16 protein-coding genes, 1 tRNA gene and 1 pseudogene are annotated in these 18,095 nt (G+C 65.8%); 5 read left to right on the forward strand and 13 right to left on the reverse strand.

Annotated elements, in window-relative coordinates; translation table 11 throughout:
- Positions 1–14 precede the first annotated feature (14 nt).
- A complete protein-coding gene (locus M2282_RS21695) occupies positions 15–401 on the forward strand; it encodes a DUF4150 domain-containing protein (protein ID WP_280810840.1) in 387 nt (128 codons plus the stop codon).
- 163 nt (positions 402–564) lie between these two features.
- Here M2282_RS21695 and M2282_RS21700 read toward each other — a convergent pair whose 3' ends face one another.
- A complete protein-coding gene (locus M2282_RS21700; RefSeq protein ID WP_348541744.1) occupies positions 565–1,302 on the reverse strand; it encodes a DUF421 domain-containing protein in 738 nt (245 codons plus the stop codon).
- 32 nt (positions 1,303–1,334) lie between these two features.
- On the opposite strand from M2282_RS21700, the gene M2282_RS21705 reads away from it, so the two are divergent.
- Positions 1,335–1,781 (forward strand): VOC family protein, encoded by a 447-nt coding sequence (locus M2282_RS21705; protein WP_280811069.1) that lies wholly within the window; start codon positions 1,335–1,337, stop codon positions 1,779–1,781.
- An 86-nt stretch (positions 1,782–1,867) separates the two neighbouring features.
- Here the strand turns inward: M2282_RS21705 and M2282_RS21710 are convergent, their stop codons facing one another.
- Positions 1,868–2,632 carry an SDR family NAD(P)-dependent oxidoreductase gene (locus M2282_RS21710; RefSeq protein ID WP_280810841.1) on the reverse strand — a complete coding sequence of 255 codons (765 nt, stop codon included), beginning with the start codon at positions 2,630–2,632 and terminating at the stop codon, positions 1,868–1,870.
- Positions 2,633–2,945: 313 nt separating this feature from the next.
- Here M2282_RS21710 and M2282_RS21715 point away from each other — a divergent pair, with 313 nt between their 5' ends.
- Positions 2,946–3,818, forward strand: coding sequence for an SDR family oxidoreductase (locus M2282_RS21715; RefSeq protein WP_280811070.1), 873 nt, complete (start codon positions 2,946–2,948; stop codon positions 3,816–3,818).
- Between the two features lie 36 nt (positions 3,819–3,854).
- Here the strand turns inward: M2282_RS21715 and M2282_RS21720 are convergent, their stop codons facing one another.
- The 7 genes from M2282_RS21720 to M2282_RS21750 form a co-directional block, all read right to left on the reverse strand.
- Positions 3,855–4,787 (reverse strand): SMP-30/gluconolactonase/LRE family protein, encoded by a 933-nt coding sequence (locus M2282_RS21720; protein WP_280810842.1) that lies wholly within the window; start codon positions 4,785–4,787, stop codon positions 3,855–3,857.
- Between the two features lie 47 nt (positions 4,788–4,834).
- Entirely contained in the window at positions 4,835–5,731 is an 897-nt protein-coding gene (locus M2282_RS21725; protein ID WP_280810843.1) for an amidohydrolase family protein, read from the reverse strand.
- 8 nt (positions 5,732–5,739) lie between these two features.
- Positions 5,740–6,705 (reverse strand): tripartite tricarboxylate transporter substrate binding protein, encoded by a 966-nt coding sequence (locus M2282_RS21730; protein WP_280810844.1) that lies wholly within the window; start codon positions 6,703–6,705, stop codon positions 5,740–5,742.
- A 45-nt stretch (positions 6,706–6,750) separates the two neighbouring features.
- Positions 6,751–7,731 (reverse strand): tripartite tricarboxylate transporter substrate binding protein, encoded by a 981-nt coding sequence (locus M2282_RS21735; protein WP_280810845.1) that lies wholly within the window; start codon positions 7,729–7,731, stop codon positions 6,751–6,753.
- Between the two features lie 36 nt (positions 7,732–7,767).
- Positions 7,768–8,694, reverse strand: a complete 927-nt coding sequence (locus tag M2282_RS21740; protein ID WP_280810846.1) for an NAD(P)-dependent oxidoreductase — start codon at positions 8,692–8,694, stop codon at positions 7,768–7,770.
- Positions 8,691–9,380, reverse strand: a complete 690-nt coding sequence (locus tag M2282_RS21745) for an RraA family protein (protein ID WP_280810847.1) — start codon at positions 9,378–9,380, stop codon at positions 8,691–8,693. The genes M2282_RS21740 and M2282_RS21745 overlap by 4 nt, the downstream gene beginning before the upstream one ends.
- Positions 9,381–9,452: 72 nt before the next feature.
- The gene (locus M2282_RS21750; RefSeq protein WP_280810848.1) at positions 9,453–10,439 is read right to left on the reverse strand and encodes a Bug family tripartite tricarboxylate transporter substrate binding protein; all 987 of its coding nucleotides are present in this window, start codon (positions 10,437–10,439) and stop codon (positions 9,453–9,455) included.
- Positions 10,440–10,570: 131 nt separating this feature from the next.
- Here M2282_RS21750 and M2282_RS21755 point away from each other — a divergent pair, with 131 nt between their 5' ends.
- Together M2282_RS21755 and M2282_RS21760 are read left to right on the forward strand one after the other, a co-directional pair.
- On the forward strand, positions 10,571–11,377 hold the full coding sequence (locus M2282_RS21755; protein ID WP_280810849.1) for an IclR family transcriptional regulator: 807 nt from the start codon (positions 10,571–10,573) through the stop codon (positions 11,375–11,377).
- A gap of 66 nt (positions 11,378–11,443) precedes the next feature.
- Positions 11,444–12,025 (forward strand): annotated as a pseudogene (locus M2282_RS21760) (fumarylacetoacetate hydrolase family protein); the annotation flags it as partial.
- A 110-nt stretch (positions 12,026–12,135) separates the two neighbouring features.
- Here the strand turns inward: M2282_RS21760 and M2282_RS21765 are convergent.
- From M2282_RS21765 to M2282_RS21780, 4 genes are all read right to left on the reverse strand, one after another.
- On the reverse strand, positions 12,136–12,855 hold the full coding sequence (locus M2282_RS21765; RefSeq protein ID WP_280810850.1) for a glycine-rich domain-containing protein: 720 nt from the start codon (positions 12,853–12,855) through the stop codon (positions 12,136–12,138).
- Between the two features lie 71 nt (positions 12,856–12,926).
- Positions 12,927–16,247 (reverse strand): bifunctional diguanylate cyclase/phosphodiesterase, encoded by a 3,321-nt coding sequence (locus M2282_RS21770; protein WP_280810851.1) that lies wholly within the window; start codon positions 16,245–16,247, stop codon positions 12,927–12,929.
- 390 nt (positions 16,248–16,637) lie between these two features.
- Entirely contained in the window at positions 16,638–17,423 is a 786-nt protein-coding gene (locus M2282_RS21775) for a response regulator transcription factor (protein WP_280810852.1), read from the reverse strand.
- Between the two features lie 556 nt (positions 17,424–17,979).
- A tRNA-Ser gene (locus M2282_RS21780) sits at positions 17,980–18,067 on the reverse strand.
- Positions 18,068–18,095 lie beyond the last annotated feature (28 nt).

Below are 18,095 nucleotides of genomic sequence, written 5' to 3' on the forward strand. Positions count from 1 at the left end.
AAGGAGCCTTTGCCATGTTTGCCAATGCACAGATGATGGGCGTGGACCTCGCCTTTCCGGACGTCTGCAAGACGCCGCCGGCGCTGCCCATTCCCTACCCCAACTTCGCGCTCGGGCCGACGGCCATTCCCAACGCCTGGAACATCCTCTACGGCGGCACGCCCGCCCACAACATGGCGACGATCACGCCGATCACCAACGGCGACAACGCGGGCGTGCTGATGGGCGTGGTGTCGCAGACGGTGATGGGCCCCTCGCGCCATGTCACCGGCGCCTTCACCGTGCTGCTGAAAGGCACGCCCTGCACCCGCATGACCAGCCTTGCGGTGCAGAACCGCTGCAACATCGTCGGCATGCGGATCGTGCCGAGCCAGTTCAAGGTGCTGGTGCTGGCCGCCTGAGGCTCCCTGGCCGCGCGCGGCCCCGGTCGGTCGGTGCGCCCTGCCCTGACGGCGCATCGGCGCGCTCGCTGTGCAGCTCGTGCCAGCCGTGCTCGGCTGATCGAGGACAGGGGCAACCGCGGCCATGTGGGGGTTGCGGTAGCGAGATATGAATCCGCCTCGCTCAACGGCCGTACTTCCGGACGCTCAACTCGCCGTCGCTTTCCAGCATCACCAAGCGGACTTCGGACAGGTCGGTGACACCCTTCTCCCTGAGCTTGGACATCAACTCCTCCACCGTGATCAGCTCGCGGCGCAGCGCTCTGTGAACGATGCGTCCGTGTTTCACCAGCGGCTCTGCCGGGGGTTCGAGAAAGCGCGAAACGGTCGGCGAGTGGTAGCTGGCCCAGTCGATCAGGTAGTTCCATCCCACCAGCGTCGAGATCAGCACCAATCCGTCCGTGACCGTCTTGTATTCGCCCTGCATGGCATTGCTGGAGGCGTCCGCGATCAGCACGACGAACAGCAGGTCCGCCACGCCCAGCGACCCGACGTCGCGCCGCAAGAGGAAACGAAAGACGAGCAGCAGGAACCAGTAGATCAAAGTCCCCCTGAGCACCATGTGCCAGGGAGGCATCTCCATGCGAAAAAGCTCTGACAGTGAATCCATGCACAGCCTCGATTTTTCTCTCCACCCAGGCTCCCAGCCTGCGTCGCACACGGGCAGCAGGCTGTAGGCCAGCTTGACCAATGCGCGCAGGAAGCCTTCGACCTCCGGCAGCCTTGTCGGACGACGCCGCAAGATGTGCCGGCGCCCCTCTGCACCGACATCACCGATGGAAAAATGTTGCCCATGGCATACCGCCCATTCAGCTCGTCCGGCATGCTCGCCGCCGAAAACGCAGCGGGCCACAGCGCGCACCGGCCAGGTGTTGCCAGGGGCGGCCGTTGAGCGTGTTCGCCCACATACAGATCGGCGTGAAAGACCTCGCGAGGATGTGCGCGTTCTACGACGTCGTGCTCGCGCACTTCGGGCTCAGACGGGCTGTCGAACTTTCGCAAGTCGGTCCGGCGGGGGTGTACTGGCAGCGTCCCGGGCAACGCTGGCCGCAATTCGTCATTGGCGCGCCGGTCAACGGCGAAGCACCTTCTTGCGGCAATGGCAGCCAGGTGAGTTTTCTCGCGGCATCGCGATCCGTGGTCGATGCCGCCTGGGCGACGGCCTTGGCGCACGGCGCGTCGGACCAGGGCGCGCCCGGCCTCAGGCTACGGTATGCGCCCGATTTCTATGCGGCCTATTGCCTCGATCCCGAGGGGCACAAGCTCTGCTTCGTTCATACGACCGTCGCCACGCCGGTCCACGATCCCGTCATGCCGGGCCCTTCGCCGGCGGTTTCGTGATCGTCGCACCTGCGCGGCTCAACCGGCGCCTGGGACCGGCAAGCGCCGCAGCCCGCCACGGCTGAACGAACACTGCGACGTTCAGGTCAGGACATGTTCGGCTGGCCGTTGGAGGCCATGAGACCGCCGTCCACCGGCAGCGCGACGCCATTGACGAAGCTCGCGTCATCGCTCGCGAGGAAGGCCACCACCGCGGCGATCTCCGCCGGGTCCGCGCCGCGGCCGAGCGGAATACGCTCCCGGAACCTGGCCATCAGTTTTCTGTCTGCCTTCATGTCTTCCGTCATCGGCGTGAAAGTGAGGCTTGGGCACACCGCGTTCACCCGCACGCCGTCGCGGCCATGGTCCAGCGCCAGCGCCTTCGTGAAGTTCACGATGGCGCCTTTCGAAGCGTTGTAGAACCCCATGCCCCAGTCGCCACCGAGGCCCGATACCGAGCCGGTGTTGACGATGCAACCCTTGCTCTCGATCAGGTGCGGCATCGCGGCGCGGCAGCCGTGGAACACGCCACCGGCATTGATGGCCATGATCCTGTCCCAGCCGTCGAGCGGCGCTTCGGTGACGGTGCCTTCCACGGCAATGCCCGCGTTGTTGAAAAGCACGTGCAACGCGCCGAAGCGCCGGATGGTGGCTGCCACCAGCGCCTGCACCTGCTTGTAGCGCGACACGTCGGTCACCTTGACCAGCGTGCGCTCGGGCGGAAGATCGCGAGCCACCTCGTCGAGCTTGGCCTTGGTGTCGCCGGCCAGCACCACGCAGGCGCCCTCGCTCGAAAAGCGGCGCGCCGTTGCTTCTCCAATGCCGGAACCGGCCCCGGTGACGATGACGACGCGGTCTGTGAAACGTTGCATGGCGATCTCCTGGCAAAGCGCGGGCCCGATCCCGGGCCCGCTGGTCATGCGGATGGTCGAGCTTTACTTCAGAAACCCTTTGGACAGTCACCACCCGCTGGTCCGCCATTTCTCCGCGGATGCCGGGCCACCGTATGTGGGAAGAGACCGAAGGGTCGGTCAGACATCGGGCAATCAGGAGGCGGAGACCACCGTACCGCTGCCGCTTTCTTCGCCAGATCCGCTGGCCTGCGACCAAGACGCGAAACGCTCCTACACCGGCAGCGAAAGTGCAGGTGAAAAACATCGTTTTCATCAACGCAAGGAGCAACACATGACCCAGCCCGCACCAGCCACCCCACCGCCCCCCTTCTCGACGCCCGCGCAGCAGCCTCCTGGGCTGGAGAGCCGAATGGACCCACCGCCCGACTTCGGGGAGAACTCGTACGTCGGCAGCGGGAAGCTGCAGGGCAAGTGCGCGCTCATCACAGGCGGCGACAGCGGTATCGGGCGCGCCGTGGCGCTCGCGTTCGCCCGCGAGGGCGCCGACGTGTTGATCTCGTATCTCGCCGAGGAAGAGAGCGACGCGCAGGTCACCAAGCAATGGATCGAACGCGCCGGCCGCGCCTGCGTGGCCGTGCCCGGCGACATTCGGGACGAGAGTCACTGCAACAGGCTTGTGGACGCCGCCATCGAACGCTTCGGAAAGCTCGACATCCTGGTCAACAACGCAGCCTTCCAGATGAGCCACAAGTCGCTCGACGAAATTTCCGCCGAAGAGTTCGACCAGACTTTCCGCACCAACGTCTACGCCAACTTTTTTCTCAGCAAAGCCGCAGCGCGGCACATGAAGCCCGGCAGCGCGATCATCAGCACGGCCTCGGTGAACGCAGACAAGCCCAACGCCACGCTGGTGGCGTACGCGGCGACCAAAGGCGCCATCCAGAACCTGTCGGGGGGCATGGCGCAATTGCTGGCCGAGAAGGGCATTCGCGTGAACTGCGTCGCGCCGGGGCCTTTCTGGACACCGCTGATCCCCTCGACCATGCCGCCGGAGCAGGTGAAAAAATTCGGCATGCAAACCCCGATGAAGCGGCCCGGGCAACCTGCCGAACTGCAGGCGGTGTACGTGCTGCTTGCGTCGGACCAGGCGAGCTACATCTCGGGCGCGACCATTCCCGTCACCGGCGGGGTTCCGTTCATCTAGCGGCGATTTTTCATCGCGGCAGTCAGGGCCGCGTGCCTATCTGCCGCCGCCGCAAGGCAACACGTGCAGCACCACGCCTGGCGTGTCGAGCGGGTGCATCAGCACGTTGCCGTGCGTGGAGTCGGTGACGAACAATGTGGACCGATCCGGGCCACCGAACGCGACGTTGGTGATCGAGGCACCGGCTGGACCGCGCAGCACCATGACCGGTTCTGCGCGCGGGTTGAGCACCCAGACATAGCCCAGGCCCGGATTGGCGACCAGCAGCCGTCCCTGCATGTCGACCGCGAGCCCGTCGGGGCCGCTCGGTCCGTAGGACGTGAAGAACTGGCTCACCTTGGCGACGCTCCCGTCAGCCAGCAGCGGCACGCGCCAGACGCAATTGCCCCGCGTCACGGCAAGGTAGAGGACCTTGCCGTCGGCGGAAAGGGCCACGCCGTTCGGGCTGGGCACGTTGGACAGCAGCAGGTCGAGCTGGCCGCTCGGCCGCAGGCGATAGAGCCGGCCCGATGGATCGTGAAGCCCGGTCTGTCCCTGGTCCGTGAAGTAGATGTTGCCCTGCGCGTCGAGCACAAGGTCGTTCACGCCCTTGAAGCTCTCGGTGTTGCGCCGCTGCAGGTGCGGCGTGACACGTCCGGTCTGCACATCGACCCGCATCAGGCCGTTCTTGTAGTCGGTGACGAGCAGGGTGTGCGCGTCGATGAACTTCATGCCGTTCGGTTCGCCGTCGTACTCGGCGACCTGCGTCCATGCGCCTGCCGGATCGATTCGGAAGGTCCGGCCGAAGGGTATGTCGCAGACGTAGAGGTTGCCCGCGGCGTCGAACACGGGCCCTTCAAGAAAGGAGTCGGTCGGCATGCCGCCGCGGTTGGCATCGGCCCAGACACTGCGCTCGTGCCTTCGGAACGACTCGGGCATCGTGGTGAAGGTCTGCAGTTCCAGCACCTGGGGCGCTTGAAGAAGGTACATGTCAGTCTCCTGGACGGATGGTGCCGCAGCGGTGGATGTTCGCGGCGTCAGGTGGCCGATGCGGCCGCGAACCCGTAGAGCATCGCGGGGTTGTCCACGAGGATGCGGTCGCGCACCGCGGTACTGTCGCACCAGGCAGCGAGAACGTCGGCCAGATCGGCGTCGTTGACGGTGTCCGGTGCTTCGGTGGTGTGGGGCCAGTCGCTGCCCCACACCAGGCGCTCGGGCGCCGCGGCGACCAGTGCACGCCCGAGGTCGAAGGCATCGCGGTAGGCGGGCGCCCCGTCGCGCGATCGCATGTACACGCCCGACAGCTTCATCCATGTGTTGCCGCCGTCCAGCAGTCGACGCGCGACCGCATAGGCCTCGCCATCGATGCCTTCGGCCGGGTCGATGCGCGCCATGTGATCGATGACCAGCGGCACCGGGAGTCTTGCGAGCACGGGGGCAAGCGCCACCAGCTGCTCCGGCTGCACGAAGACCTGTATGTGCCAACCCAGCCGGACCACCTTGCGTGCCAGGGTGGTCAGCATCTCCGGCGTGGTGGTGCCCCAGGATTGCGGCGTGACGAAGTTCACGCGCAGGCCGCAGACGCGCTGCGCCGCGAGCGCGTCGAGCGCGCTGTCGGCCACCTGGTGGCCGACCACTGCCACGCCGCGCGCCCGCTCGCCCAGTTGCGCGAGCGCGTCGAGCGTGCACGCGTTGTCCGTGCCGTAGGTCGAGGGATTGACCACGACCGTGCGCGAGGTGCCGAGCCGCTGCTGCAACCGGCGGTAGGCCGCCACCTCGGCGCGAGGCGGCTGGCGCTTCCAGTGCGGCGACGGCGCAAACCGCGGGTCGAAGATGTGCATGTGGCTGTCGCAGGCATCGCGGGGCAGCGCACATGCAGGGCGGTTGGTTCCTGCCGAATGAGGGACCGGCTGCGCGTCCGGCATGGTGTTCATCGGTGCCTTCAGTCGAGCTTGATGTTGCCTTTGCGGATGACCTCCGCCCATTTCGCATCTTCCTTTTTCAGGAAATCGGCGAATTCGGCCGGCGTCGAGCCCACCGGTTGCACGCCGACGTCCACGAAGCGGCGCTTCACCTCCTCTTCCTTCAACACCTCGATCACCGCCTTGTGGAGCTTGTCGGCAATGGGGGCTGGCGTACCGGCGGGCACCAGCAGGCCGTTCCACTCGTAGGCCTCGTAGCCGGGCGCCACGGTTTCGCCAAGGGTCGGGACCTCCGGTAGGCGCGGCGAGCGCTGTGGCGACGACACCGCCAGCGCGCGCAATTTGCCGGACGACACCAGCGGGTACGAGGCGGCGATGGTGCTGAACATGAAGTCGACCTGGCCACCCATGACATCGACGATGGCGGGGCCGCCGCTCTTGTAGCCGACGTGGACCATGTCCAGGCCGAGCCGCTGGCGCAACAGTTCTGCCGCGAGGCGCTGCACGGTGCCGCCGCCACCGGAGGCGTAGTTCATCTTGCCGGGCTCGGCCCTGGCTTTGTCCACGAGGTCCTTGATGGTCCTGACCGGCGACTCCGCGCGCACGATCACGATGTTGGGCGCCAGCGCGACGAGCGCCAGAGGCTGCAACGCATTGCCGGCGTACGGCATGCGAGGAAAGAGGTGCGGATTGATCGAATAGGGCGTCGCGTCGTAGAGCACCGTGTAGCCGTCGGGCGCGGCCTTGGCGGCAAAGCCGGCGCCGATGGTGCCGCTGGCGCCGGGCCGGTTGTCGACGATCACGCTGGTGCCCAGCTTCACGCCGACGCGAACCGCGAGCACACGTGCCAGGGCATCGGCCGAACCGCCCGGCGCGTACGGAACGACGAGGGTGATGGGGCGCTCGGGATAGGCCGCGTGGGCGGCGTGGGCGAACACGGCGGCGCACGCGCACGCGGCGAGCAGGCCCTTGATGAAATTCTTCATGATGGCTTCGGTGTGGGGTTCAGCTGCGGGAATCGAACAGCGCGTTCATTCGGTCTTGAGGTCGAGCGAGCGGGCCAGCTCGCCGTACAGCTTGACCTCGCGCGCCAGCTGCGCCCCGAGGGCATCGCCGCAGGTGTTCTGCGCCTCCATGCCGAGCGAGCGCAATTTGTCTTGCGTTGCAGGTGCCTGTGCGAACTCGGTGGCGACACGGCGCAAGGCGGCCATCACCTCCGGCGGTGTCTTCGCGGGCGCCAGCAGGCCGTACCACGCATCGGCCGCATAGCCCTTGACGCCCAGTTCGTCGAAGGTCGGCACGTTCGGCAGCAGCGCCGAGCGCTTGGGCGACGCCACGGCCAGTGCGGTCAGCTTGCCGGACTGCACCTGGGCGAGCACCGAGCCCAAGGTCGCAAAGGAGCTGTCGACCTGGCCGCCCATGAGGTCGGTCGTCGCCTGCGCCGCACCTTTGTAGGGGATGTGGTTCATCGACGTGCCCGTCAATTGCGTGAAGTGCGCGCTCGCGAAATGTCCGGAACTGCCGGAGCCCGGCGTTGCATACGTGCGCTTGCCGGGCTCGGCCTTGACGGCCTGCAGGAAGGCCGCGAAGGATTTGAGCGGCATCGACGGTCCCACCACCAGCACCGTGGGACTCACGGCGAGCGAACACACCGGCGCGAACGAGCGCACGGCATCGAACTTGACCCGCTGGCTGTAGAGCGCGGGAATCATGGTGTGGTTGGTCGCGCCCAGCAGCAGCGTGTAGCCGTCGGCAGGGGCCGCCGCGACGGCCTCGGCCGCAAGGATCGTGTTCGCGCCGGGTTTGTTGTCCACGATGAACGGCTGGCCCAGCGCACGCGATGCGTGATCGGCGAAGGCACGCGCCACCACGTCGGTGGGACCGCCTGCTGAGAAACCCACGAGCACGCGCACGGGCTTGGCGGGCCACGTCTGTGCCTGCGCCGGCGCCGCAAGGGCGGCCATCAACCCGAGCGCGGCCGCCGCGCAGCGAAGGCTTTCGCTTGTCTTCATTCCTGTCTCCTTTTCATGAGTGCCGGCGGCAATGCCTCAGGCAGTTGCCGTCCGGCGCGAGAGCACCTGCAACAGGTTCCTTGCCGCGCCCACGCCCATGTTCACGTAGGCATCGCCGGTCACGCCGCCGATGTGGGGGCTCAGCACGATGTTCTTCTCGCCCTGGAACGGATGGCCGGGCGTCATCGGCTCGACCGCGAAGCTGTCCAGTCCGGCCATGGCAACCTGGCCCGAGTGCAGCGCAGCCAGCAGCGCGTCTTCTTCGATGAGGCCGCCTCGCGCCGTGTTGATGACGATCACGCCGCGCCTGCATTGCGCCAGTGTGCGGGCATTGAGCAGCCCACGGTTGTCATCGGTCAGCGGACAGTGCAGCGACACCGCATCGGACTCGGCCCACAGCGTTGCCAGGTCGGCGGGCTTCACATGGGCGGGAAGGTCCTTGGCGAAGGGATCGTGGCCAAGCACACGCATGCCCAGCGCGTCCGCCATGCGCGCAAAGCGCAGGCCGATCGCACCGAGCCCGACGAGGCCGATCGTGCGGCCACCGAGTTCCAGGCTCTTGTGCGTCGCCTTGTCCCAGTGGCCGGCGTGCATGCGGGCATCGAGGGCCACCACCGATTTGGCGCAGGCCAGCAGCAAGGCGAGCGCCTGCTCGGCCACTGCCGCGGCATTGGCGCCCGCGGCCGCCACGACCTCGATGCCGCGCGCCTGTGCCGCTGCCTTGTCGATCGTGTCGGTTCCGCTGCCGTGCTTGGAGATCACTTTCAGCGACGGTGCCGCGTCCATCACGGCGGCGCCCACCTTGCCATAGCGCACGATGATGGCCACGGGGTCGTGCGCCCGGCACAGGGCGATCAGGTCGTCCTCGTTCGGCGTCTTGCCGGCGTACACGACGTCGTAGCCTTCGAGCAGGGCGAGCGCCTGCGGCGCCAGGTCGGCGCCCGTGACGAGGATGGCTCTCACAGCGTCTCGCCTTCTTTCAGCACGCCTGCGGTGCGCAGGGCGGCGTCCAGCCACTTGGCCGCGGTGTCGCCTTGCGCGATGGCGGCAATGCGCGCGGCTTCGTCGCGTACCTTCCTGGCCGCCAGCGGCAGCAGCGATTCGATCTTCTCGCGCTCGACCACGACCACGCCGTCGCCGTCGCCGATCACGAAGTCGCCGGAGCGCACCGTCACGCCGCCGACGGACACCGGGTGTCCGATGCGCCCGCCGATGTTCTTGGTCGGCCCGTTCGGGTTGGTGCCCACGCTGAAGACCGGGAAGTCCATCTCGTCGATCTCGAGGCTGTCGCGGCACGCGCCGTCCATCACCACGCCGGCAATGCCGAGCTTCTTGCAGGCCGTCATCATGATGGTGCCCATGAGGGCCGAGCTCCGGTCGCCCTTGCCGTCGATCACGAGCACATCGCCGGGCCTTGCCATCGCCATGGCCGCATGGATCATCAGGTTGTCGCCGGGGCGTACTTCCACCGTGATGGCCGGGCCTGCCAGCTTCATGCGGGGGCGCAGCGCCTTGATGCGCCCGTCCAGCGCGCCGCGTCGCCCGGCCACGTCGGCGAGGATGGCCGGCTGGAACCCGGCGGCTTGCGCCACGATGTTCGCGGGCACGCGCTCGAAGTCGCGAATGATGTCGGGAAGGTTCGAAGACATGGAGGTACTTTCAGGAGGGAGATGAATGGGGTTCAGTTCGGCTCGACGCCGGCGTCCTTGCCATGCCAGGGGTCAGTCCATCTTGGCGCCGGAGGACTTCACGATCGCGCCCCAGCGCACGCCGTCGGTGCGGATCAGCGAGGCGAACTTCTCCGGCGGGCCGGTCATCACTTCCGCGCCCTGCGCGGCAAGCTTCTTCTGCACGTCGGTCGTCGCCAGCGCTTTGTTGAACGCCGCATTCAGTTTCGCGATAGCGTCCTTCGGCATGGCGGCGGGACCGGCAACGCCGAACCACGTCACGGCCTCGAAGTCCTTGTAGCCCGACTCGGACATCGTGGGCACGTCGGGCAGGTCGCGGTTGCGCTGCAGCGAGGTCACCGCCAGCGCGCGCAACTGGCCGCTCTTGATCTGGGCGATCAGTGTCGGCACCGACGAGACGTACATCTGGATCTGCCCGCCGACGAGGTCGGTCAGGCCCTGCGAGGCGCCCTTGTAGGGAACGTGCGTGAACTGCACGCCCGCGGCTTTCTGGAACTGCTCGGTGGCGAGGTGGGCCACGGTGCCGTTGCCCGAGCTCGCATAGTTGAGTGCAGTCGGTCTGGCCTTGGCGGCGGCGACCACGTCCGAGAGTTTCTTGTAGGGCGACGCGGCGGACACCACCACGACCAGAGGCGCCGAGGCGACGAGGCCCACTGCCGCCAGATCCTTCGCCGGGTCGTAGGGCAGCTTCGCGTAGAGCGACGGGTTGATCGCCAGGTTGCTGGTCTGGCCCAGCACCAGCGTGTAGCCATCGGGATTGGCCTTCGCCGCCGCATCGACGCCGATGTTTCCGCCGGAGCCCGGCTTGTTGTCGATGACGATGGTCCAGCCCTCGGAGGTCGCGACCTTGTTCGCGACCTCGCGGGCAATGATGTCCGTGCCGCCGCCCGGCGGAAAAGGCACCACGAGGCGGATGGGACGTGAGGGATAGGCCTGCGCCAGTGCCACGCCGCCAGCGAACAGGAGGGCGGCGCCTAGGGCTGCACGGCGAGAAATGGAGCTGTTGCTCGAGGTACGCATTGGTTTGTCTCCGGCTCGTTGGATGAGTGCCTGGCAGCGGTGCGCCTGGGCATGCCGCGACTTTAGATTTGCGTTCCACTCCATACAATGGTGGTCCATCTTGTGCAACATGGACCATTGGGTGAAACGAAATGACCACCGCGAAAAGCACCAGGGCAGTGAAGCCGAAGCGATCGGCCGAAGTCGTCGAGGCGCCGCGCGAGGCCGACCTTGAAGCCACCGGCGGCGTCACGGCGGTGACCCGCGCCCTGCAATTGCTGGACACGTTCGGCATGCAGGACGAGCGGCTTTCGCTGGCCGAACTCACGCGCCGCAGCGGCATGCACAAGACCACCATCCTCCGTCTGCTTCGCACGCTGGCACTGTCCGGCTATGTGGTGCAGCGCGACGATGGCGAATGGCGGCTGGGCCCCGCGGCGGGCTGGCTCGGTGCGCGTTACCAGGCCAGCTTCGACGCCAACAACGTGGTGGAACCGATGCTCCTCGCGCTATCGCAGGCCACGGGCGAGAGTGCGGCGTTCTACGTGCGCGAAGGCAATTCGCGCACCTGCCTGGCGCGCGTGGAAGGGCCGCAACCGATTCGCCACCACGCGCGCATGGGCGCGATGCTCCCCCTGGAGCTGGGGTCCCCGGGACGAGTGATCCTTGCGTTCTCGGGGGAACCGGGAAAGCTTTACGAGGACATCCGCAAGAAGGGCTACCACTTCTCCATCGGTGAACGCGAGAAGAACGTGGCGACGGTGTCGGCGCCGGTCTTCGGCCTGCGCTGGGCCCTGCTCGGCTCGGTGTGCATTTCCGGGCCATCGGATCGCCTGCCCAAGGCCAGGCTCATCGGTCACGCCAGGACGATCATGAAAGCGGCGAACGAGTTGTCGTATGCACTGGCCGGTCGCCCCACAGCGCAGACGCCGGCAGTCGTTTCCACGTGGCATCCGTAGATCGGCCTGTTACTCGCGCTGAAATACCAATTCGCGCATCAGTCCAGCTTGACGTTGGCCTGCCTGACCGGCCGTGAAATCACCGAGCAGCCCACCCTCTTCCTGCGCGTGGCCGAGTCGCAGGTGACGCACGGCGGCGACATCATGCTGCCGCCCGAATCGGGCAAGCTCGACTACGAAGGTGAGATCGCCATCGTCATCGGCCGGGGCGGACGGCGCATCGCCGAAGCCGACGCGTGGAACCACATCGCCGGCTACGCCTGCTACAACGACGGCAGCCTCCGCGACTGGCAGACTGCCACCCCGCAGTGGACCGCAGGCAAGAACTTCTGGCGCACCGGCGGCTTCGGGCCGTGGCTGGTCACGCGCGACGAGATCGCCGACAACCAGGTCATGACGCTGGTCACGCGCCTGAACGGCCGGGAGATGCAACGCACCACCACCGACAAGCCGCTTCACAGCATTCCCCGGCAGATTGCGCACGTCTCGGCCTTCATGCCGCTGGCCGCGGGCGATGTGATCGTCACCGGCACGCCCGGCAGCGTGGGTGCCAAGCGCATGCCGCCTGTGTGGATGAAGGCGGGGGACGTCGTCGAAGTGGAGGTCGACGCGATTGGCGTGTTGCGCAATGGCGTTTTTGCGGAGTGACGCCAGGGGAAAGCATTCCGAGAGATCGGCGAGACCGAGGCTCCGCACGGCGGACAAGGCGAGCCAACCGCCTCGTCGTCCGCCAACCCTTCATCCATTCACGCCAAACCCTAGCCTGCGCGCGAAGCTGCCAGCTCAGGCGCGCTGGCCTTCACCGAGAGCTCTGCCGCGAAGGCAGCACCGGCCGGAATGCCCGCTTCCAGCGAACACCACGCTGCTTTCGCTTTGCCTACCTCCAGCGAACACCACGCCGCTGAAGGTTCGCCCACCTCCAGCGAACACCACGCCGCTGAAGGTTCGCCCACCTCGAGCGAACACCACGCTGCTGACGCTTTGCCTGCCTCGAGCGAACACCATGTCGCTGCGGGTCTGGCCGACTCAAGCGAGCACCATGCAGCCGCATCCCTGGCAGGCTTGTTTTGAGACGCAGGCGTCGGCTCGCCGAATTCCTCGACGGACAAGCGCTGCATCTCCAGGAAGGCCGTCTGCAGCGCCTTGGCGTCTTCCTCGCCGCGCAGGCCGAGGTACGGAAAGTGGTGCAAAAAATGGCCGAAAGTGGTTTCGCAATCGGCAGCGTACTTTCTCGTGTCGAGGATGTGCATGTGCCAGAAGCGGTCGACGTCCTGCTCGGGAGCGAGCGTCAGGTCGGGGTGCCTGGCGTGCAGTATCAAGTAGCGCTTGTAGGCCACCTCCATCTGGTCCGCGTAGCCTGCCGACCAACCGTAGCCGTCCTCTTTGCGGCAGGCCTTGAACTTGATCGGCGTGAGGTCGAGCGCCTCGATGGCGGCGATCGTCTGCTCTTGTGTCCTGCATTGGGTCGAATGAATCATGAATGCTCCTGTGAAGTTGCTGGAAGGTCCGGGCAACGCGCCCGGTGACGATTGCTTCGAAGGCTCGGCCGTCAGGCCGCCACCGGTGGAGCAAATTGGTTGGGCAGGTGATGCGCCATGAAATTGCGCGCCTCGTCGGCAGGCATGGGCTTGCACAGCCAATAGCCCTGGACCTCGTCGCAACCGCGGCTGCGCAAGTAATCGAGCTGGGCTGCGGTCTCTACACCCTCGGCCACCACCTTCATTCGCAACCCATGGGCCAGGGTGATGATGCCGTCGATGAGTGCCCGTGCGTCGGCGTCTTGCGTCAGGTTGTTGACGAAGGAACGGTCGATCTTGATCGTCGACAGCGGGAAGTTCTTCAAGTACGAGAGCGAGGAATAGCCCGTTCCGAAATCGTCGAGGGCGAGCCCGACACCCATGTCTCGAATCATCCAGAGCAATTTCGCCGCATGCTCGGGGTCCGCCATCACCGCGCCTTCGGTGATTTCCAACTCCAGCAGCGACGGCTCCATGCCAGAGGCTTCCAGCACAGCACGTATGTCGGCGATGAGCGTGCGGCTTTCGAATTGGCGCGGCGACAGATTGACGCTCACCAGCACTTCCGGCAAACCGTATTTCTGCCACGAACGCGAATCGGCACAGGCCCTCTCCAGCGCCCACTTGCCCATGGATACGATCAAGCCGATCTCTTCGGCGATCGGAATGAACTGCACCGGCGGAATCATTCCCAGGACCGGATGGTGCCAGCGCATCAGCGCCTCGACACCGACGATGCGCTGGGTCTGCAGATTCATCTTCGGCTGGTAGTGCATCTCCAGCTCCCCGCGCTCCAGGGCATGGTGCAGCGCACCTTCCAGCATCAGATGTTCGGTACTCTGCGCATTCATCTTCGCTGCGTAGAACCGGTAGGTGTTGCGGCCTCTTTCCTTGGCGCGGTACATCGCCGTGTCGGCATTTTTCAGGAGCGCTTCGGCATCGCCGCCGTTCTCCGGATAGACGCTCACGCCGACGCTGGCGCTGACGTGCAGTTCGCGCCCTTCGATGACGAAAGGCTCGGCGCAACAAGCCAGCACCTTTTCGGCGAGCACCACGGCATCGTTCGGGCTGGACAGGTCCTCCAGCAGCAGCACGAACTCATCGCCGCCAAAACGCGCCACGACATCGGCATCGCGCAGCAGCGCCGTAAGGCGCTCGCCGCACACCTTGATCATCTCGTCGCCCACACCGTGGCCCAGCGTATCGTTGATGTGCTTGAAGCGATCCAGGTCGACGAACATCACCGCGAACTGCTTCTGATGGCGGTCGCTGCGCTTGATGGCAAGGGCAAGCGCCTGTTGCAGCGCGGCGCGATTGAGCAAGCCGGTCAATTCGTCGTGGCTGGCCATGAAACGAAGACTCCCCTCGGCCAGCTTGCGTTGCTCGTACTGGGCGATCTGCAAGGCGATCACACGCAGCGACTCCAGGGTCTCTGCGTCGACAACGTACAGATTGGAGCCGAAAAGTTCCAGGGCCGTGGGCGCAACGGTGGCGACCATCGGCACGATGAGGCCGACGGTCAGCCCGGCCTCGCGGGCCATCGCTTCGCGCGTGAAATGGCTCGGAGCCGCCAGCGTGTCGATTCGCACGACGCTGCCGATCCCCCAGGCGTGGCCCAGCGAACCTTCGCCGGACCGGTAGGCGAGCGACCGGCTGGCATCGACGAATTGCCGCACCGCCGGGTCGTTGTCGGCATGCCAGGCCACGGTGCAACGAGCCAGGCCGTCGTCGCCGACGCTCCACAACGCGCCGCAATCCCAGCGCAGGTCGGTGCATACCGCCTCGAGCGCCAGCGCAATCACCGTCTCGGCCCTGCCGTCGCCGGCGAGCAGCCGGGCGATCCTGTACTCGAGCTTCTGGCGCAAGGCATCCTTGCGCGGCCGTGTGGCATCGCGCACGGTGCCGCGCACCGATCTCTTGCCTTCGTCTTCGGCCGACTGCGCGATGACGTGGAGCCAGCGTTCGGTGCCATCCGGCAGGCACAGACGGTGCTCGAATTCGCTGCGTTCCGTGGACTGGGAGACCAGCGCGATCTGCTGTTCGATTGCAAAACGCTCTGCGGCCGGAACACGCGGGAGCAGCGTGGCCAAGTCCAGAGGGAAGGGATCGGCCTCGAGGCCCATGATGCGCCGGGCTTCTTCCGAGCATTGCAAGGTTCCGGTTTCGAGGTCGAGGATCCAGCTCCCCAGGCTTGCCAGGTGCTGGGCCTCCTCCAGCTGCCGTTCGCTGGTGCGCAGGTGGCTGGTCATCTCGGTCGCCAGGACCTGGGCCCGGCTGCGTGCGGTGGTCAACGAAAAGACGATGCCGGCAAGCAGCATGCTGGTGGCCAGGCCACCGAGGACGACGAGCCAGGGGATGGCCTTGTCGAGCGGGCTGAAGACCTGGTTTTCGTCTTGACCGACTTCCACAAGCCAGGAGTGGCCGCCCAACTCGAAGCCGAGCATGCGCTCGAGGCTGCGCGCCGTTGCAACAGCGGGCTTCGCCGCGGCCGCGCTGTCGAACAGCAATTGCCGCTCGCCGAACGATGTCGGCGTTACAAACCTGGTCTCGATGCGTGTCCCGATCGCTCCCTGACCCGGCCCGGCATCGATCAAGCGCAACCGGAACGTCCTCGCGGTATCGCCATCGACCACATCGCTCAACATCCCTGCAACGCTGAAGCCCGCGCCAACCGAACCGACATAGGCACTGCGCCGCTGCTCGAGCGTATCGAGCGGTTGTCCTGGGCGATAGACCGGCAGCCGCATCGCCAATCCGATGTCGGACTCGCGACCCGCGATGCGGACCTTGCGGCCGGATGTGACGAGCCCGCCGGTGTCGCGCCCCTGCTCGAGCGCGTCTCCTCTGTCTGGCATCGCGCCCAGGTCATTGCCGAGCAGCCTCTCGTTGCCGGCCTGCGGCTCGATGTAGATCAGTGGGTAGTACGTGTCCCGCTCGCCGGGGGGCTTGATGGCGAAGCCGGAGGCAACACCAGCGTCGAGGCTGGCATCACCGCGGACCTGCGCCTCGAAGGCCTGCTTGTCGTTGGCCGCGATCCGCGGCGCGTAGCTGAAGGCCTGGAAACCGGGGTAGGCGCTCGCCAGGTTCAGCCCTGCAACATAGTCCCTGAAATCGTTTCGCGTCACGGTCTCGGAGGCGTTGAATCGCGCTCGCAGGCCGACCAGGAGAGCGGTGTAGTCGTCGAAGCGGGCTTCGACCTTGCGTGCCAGGTCGAAGGCGGACGCGTCGAAGCGCGCTTGGGCACTGCGCCCGATCGCCTGATGGGCCGAAACGCTGAGTGCGATCGACAGCGCCGTGCCGACCACGAAAATTACCAGCGGCAAGCGAATCCTGGTCCAGGCAGGCAATGACATTGGATTTGATCCTGTCGCTGAGACAGGCCGGTCGGCTCTGTGCGCACCAGTACGGCACGGCAGAGAACACAGCATGTTGCATCGTTGGCGCAATGTATATAGCCGGTGCGAAAGCGTCACGTGATTTGTCTCGCGAGCGTCAGGCATGGGCCGGACGATTTGCTCAATTCGAGTGCTTAAGTGTTAATTCTAAAAAGAGAAGCCCTGTGTAGAGGACTGTGGACGATGTTGCGCGCCGCGGCACGGGTCGGCTTGAGATGGATCAAGCGCGGGTTCAGCCTGTCGGTGCATGCGGTCCTGCCGATGGCCTGCGCAATCACGTTGCGTGAGAGCTTTTGAATTCGGTCTGATCGCCAACCGGCACAGATCGCGCACCGCAGACGAGCCATATCAGAGCAAGCCCCGGGAAGTCGCATAGCTCACCGCCTGGGCACGTGTATGCGCATGGAGCTTGCGATAGATGTTCTTCACATGCACGCTGACGGTCTGCACGCTTATCGTCAGCTGCGAGGCGATCTCGCCCGTCACATGGCCGGTGGCAACCAACTGCAGGACTTCGCGCTCCCGTTGCGAGAGCGCGGCTTTCGTTTCGATCGGCTGGACAGGGTCCGGCCGCGGGCGTCGATGGTCGAGATGCAGAAGGAGACGACGCGCGATGCGAGGGGTGATCGCCGCGCCGCCGTTTACCACATGCAGCACCGCCTGGGCGTAGCTCTGCAACCAGGCATTTTTCAAAAGGAAGCCCGAAGCGCCCAATTGGAAGGCGTGCAGCACCTCGGTTTCATCCTCGACGGCCGAGATGACGATGACCTCGGCGCCGCTGTAGCGCTTTTTGGCCTCGTGGACCAGATCGAATCCGCTCCCGTCCCCCAGCCGGCTGTCGACAAGGAGAACGTCGAAGTCGTGCGCCATGATCAGGCGCCGCCCTTCGCGCAGGCTGCCGGCCTGCCCCTCCAACTGAATGCGCAAGTCACCAAGCAACTCCTGCGCGATGACGCGCCGCACGAAGGGATCGTCGTCCACGAGCAGAACCTTCACGGCCCTTGGCTGCTCCCCGTCGAAAAATCCCGGGGGCGGCGGTGTGTTGGCCGACAGCGCCGAGAGCCCGCCGATCTGCGCCGGAGCAGTGCAGTTGCCGAGGCGGCTCGGCCGTGGAGAGTCGTATTCCCTGTCCATTTTTTCTCCTCAAGAACCGCTACGCGCTCGAGCGGAAACCGTGATGGGGTACCCAGACGTCAAGGCGCGCGATACGAATTCCAGGGTTCGGCCGGCGCGCCCGCAGGGTACCCTTTCACGAAATCGAGACTGACTCAGCCGTAACGCAAAAGATGTAATAAATGGGATTGTTTCCTGGGAGTTCGGAAGAGCTCTTTGTGGGATTGCGGTAGCCGACAGGTTGAGTCCGTCGATCCATGGAGTGACCGCTTTTGCGCCTTCCCGAACTTGTCATTCGGAAGCCCTTGCCCGACCCAATCGAAGGCGATGGCCGAATGCAGCAGCGGTTCTGCCGTCTCGATCTCCGCTGCACGATTGAATGCGATGCCCGCGCGTACGAGGTAGTTCATCGCCTGAGTGCGCTTGGACTGATTCGCACGATGTTCGTGTCCGCCCGCTCGGCTGCAGGACAGAAAAGCAAGGCGGCCTCAGCGTGAAGCTGTCGGTCTTGCCGACGATGCGCGCGGCCGTCGATATCAAATGCCGAGAAAGGCGTGTTGGCTTTCTCCTGGGCCGCTGGCGGAGAGTGTGAGATTCGAACTCACGGACGCTTTCACGTCGGCAGTTTTCAAGACTGCTGGTTTAAACCGCTCACCCAACTCTCCGGAACCGTCGATTTTATGCCGACGGCGA

This window comes from Variovorax boronicumulans (genome assembly GCF_029892485.1).
GTDB lineage: Bacteria > Pseudomonadota > Gammaproteobacteria > Burkholderiales > Burkholderiaceae_C > Variovorax > Variovorax boronicumulans_B.

Bases quoted from the DNA above. Each gene is read 5' to 3' on its own strand.
- M2282_RS21695 (WP_280810840.1), top strand. From the start codon at position 15: ATGTTTGCCAATGCACAGATGATGGGCGTGGACCTCGCCTTTCCGGAC.
- M2282_RS21710 (WP_280810841.1), bottom strand. From the start codon at position 2,632: ATGCAACGTTTCACAGACCGCGTCGTCATCGTCACCGGGGCCGGTTCC.
- M2282_RS21715 (WP_280811070.1), top strand. From the start codon at position 2,946: ATGACCCAGCCCGCACCAGCCACCCCACCGCCCCCCTTCTCGACGCCC.
- M2282_RS21720 (WP_280810842.1), bottom strand. From the start codon at position 4,787: ATGTACCTTCTTCAAGCGCCCCAGGTGCTGGAACTGCAGACCTTCACC.
- M2282_RS21725 (WP_280810843.1), bottom strand. From the start codon at position 5,731: ATGAACACCATGCCGGACGCGCAGCCGGTCCCTCATTCGGCAGGAACC.
- M2282_RS21730 (WP_280810844.1), bottom strand. From the start codon at position 6,705: ATGAAGAATTTCATCAAGGGCCTGCTCGCCGCGTGCGCGTGCGCCGCC.
- M2282_RS21735 (WP_280810845.1), bottom strand. From the start codon at position 7,731: ATGAAGACAAGCGAAAGCCTTCGCTGCGCGGCGGCCGCGCTCGGGTTG.
- M2282_RS21745 (WP_280810847.1), bottom strand. From the start codon at position 9,380: ATGTCTTCGAACCTTCCCGACATCATTCGCGACTTCGAGCGCGTGCCC.
- M2282_RS21750 (WP_280810848.1), bottom strand. From the start codon at position 10,439: ATGCGTACCTCGAGCAACAGCTCCATTTCTCGCCGTGCAGCCCTAGGC.
- M2282_RS21755 (WP_280810849.1), top strand. From the start codon at position 10,571: ATGACCACCGCGAAAAGCACCAGGGCAGTGAAGCCGAAGCGATCGGCC.
- M2282_RS21765 (WP_280810850.1), bottom strand. From the start codon at position 12,855: ATGATTCATTCGACCCAATGCAGGACACAAGAGCAGACGATCGCCGCC.
- M2282_RS21770 (WP_280810851.1), bottom strand. From the start codon at position 16,247: ATGTCATTGCCTGCCTGGACCAGGATTCGCTTGCCGCTGGTAATTTTC.
- M2282_RS21775 (WP_280810852.1), bottom strand. From the start codon at position 17,423: ATGGACAGGGAATACGACTCTCCACGGCCGAGCCGCCTCGGCAACTGC.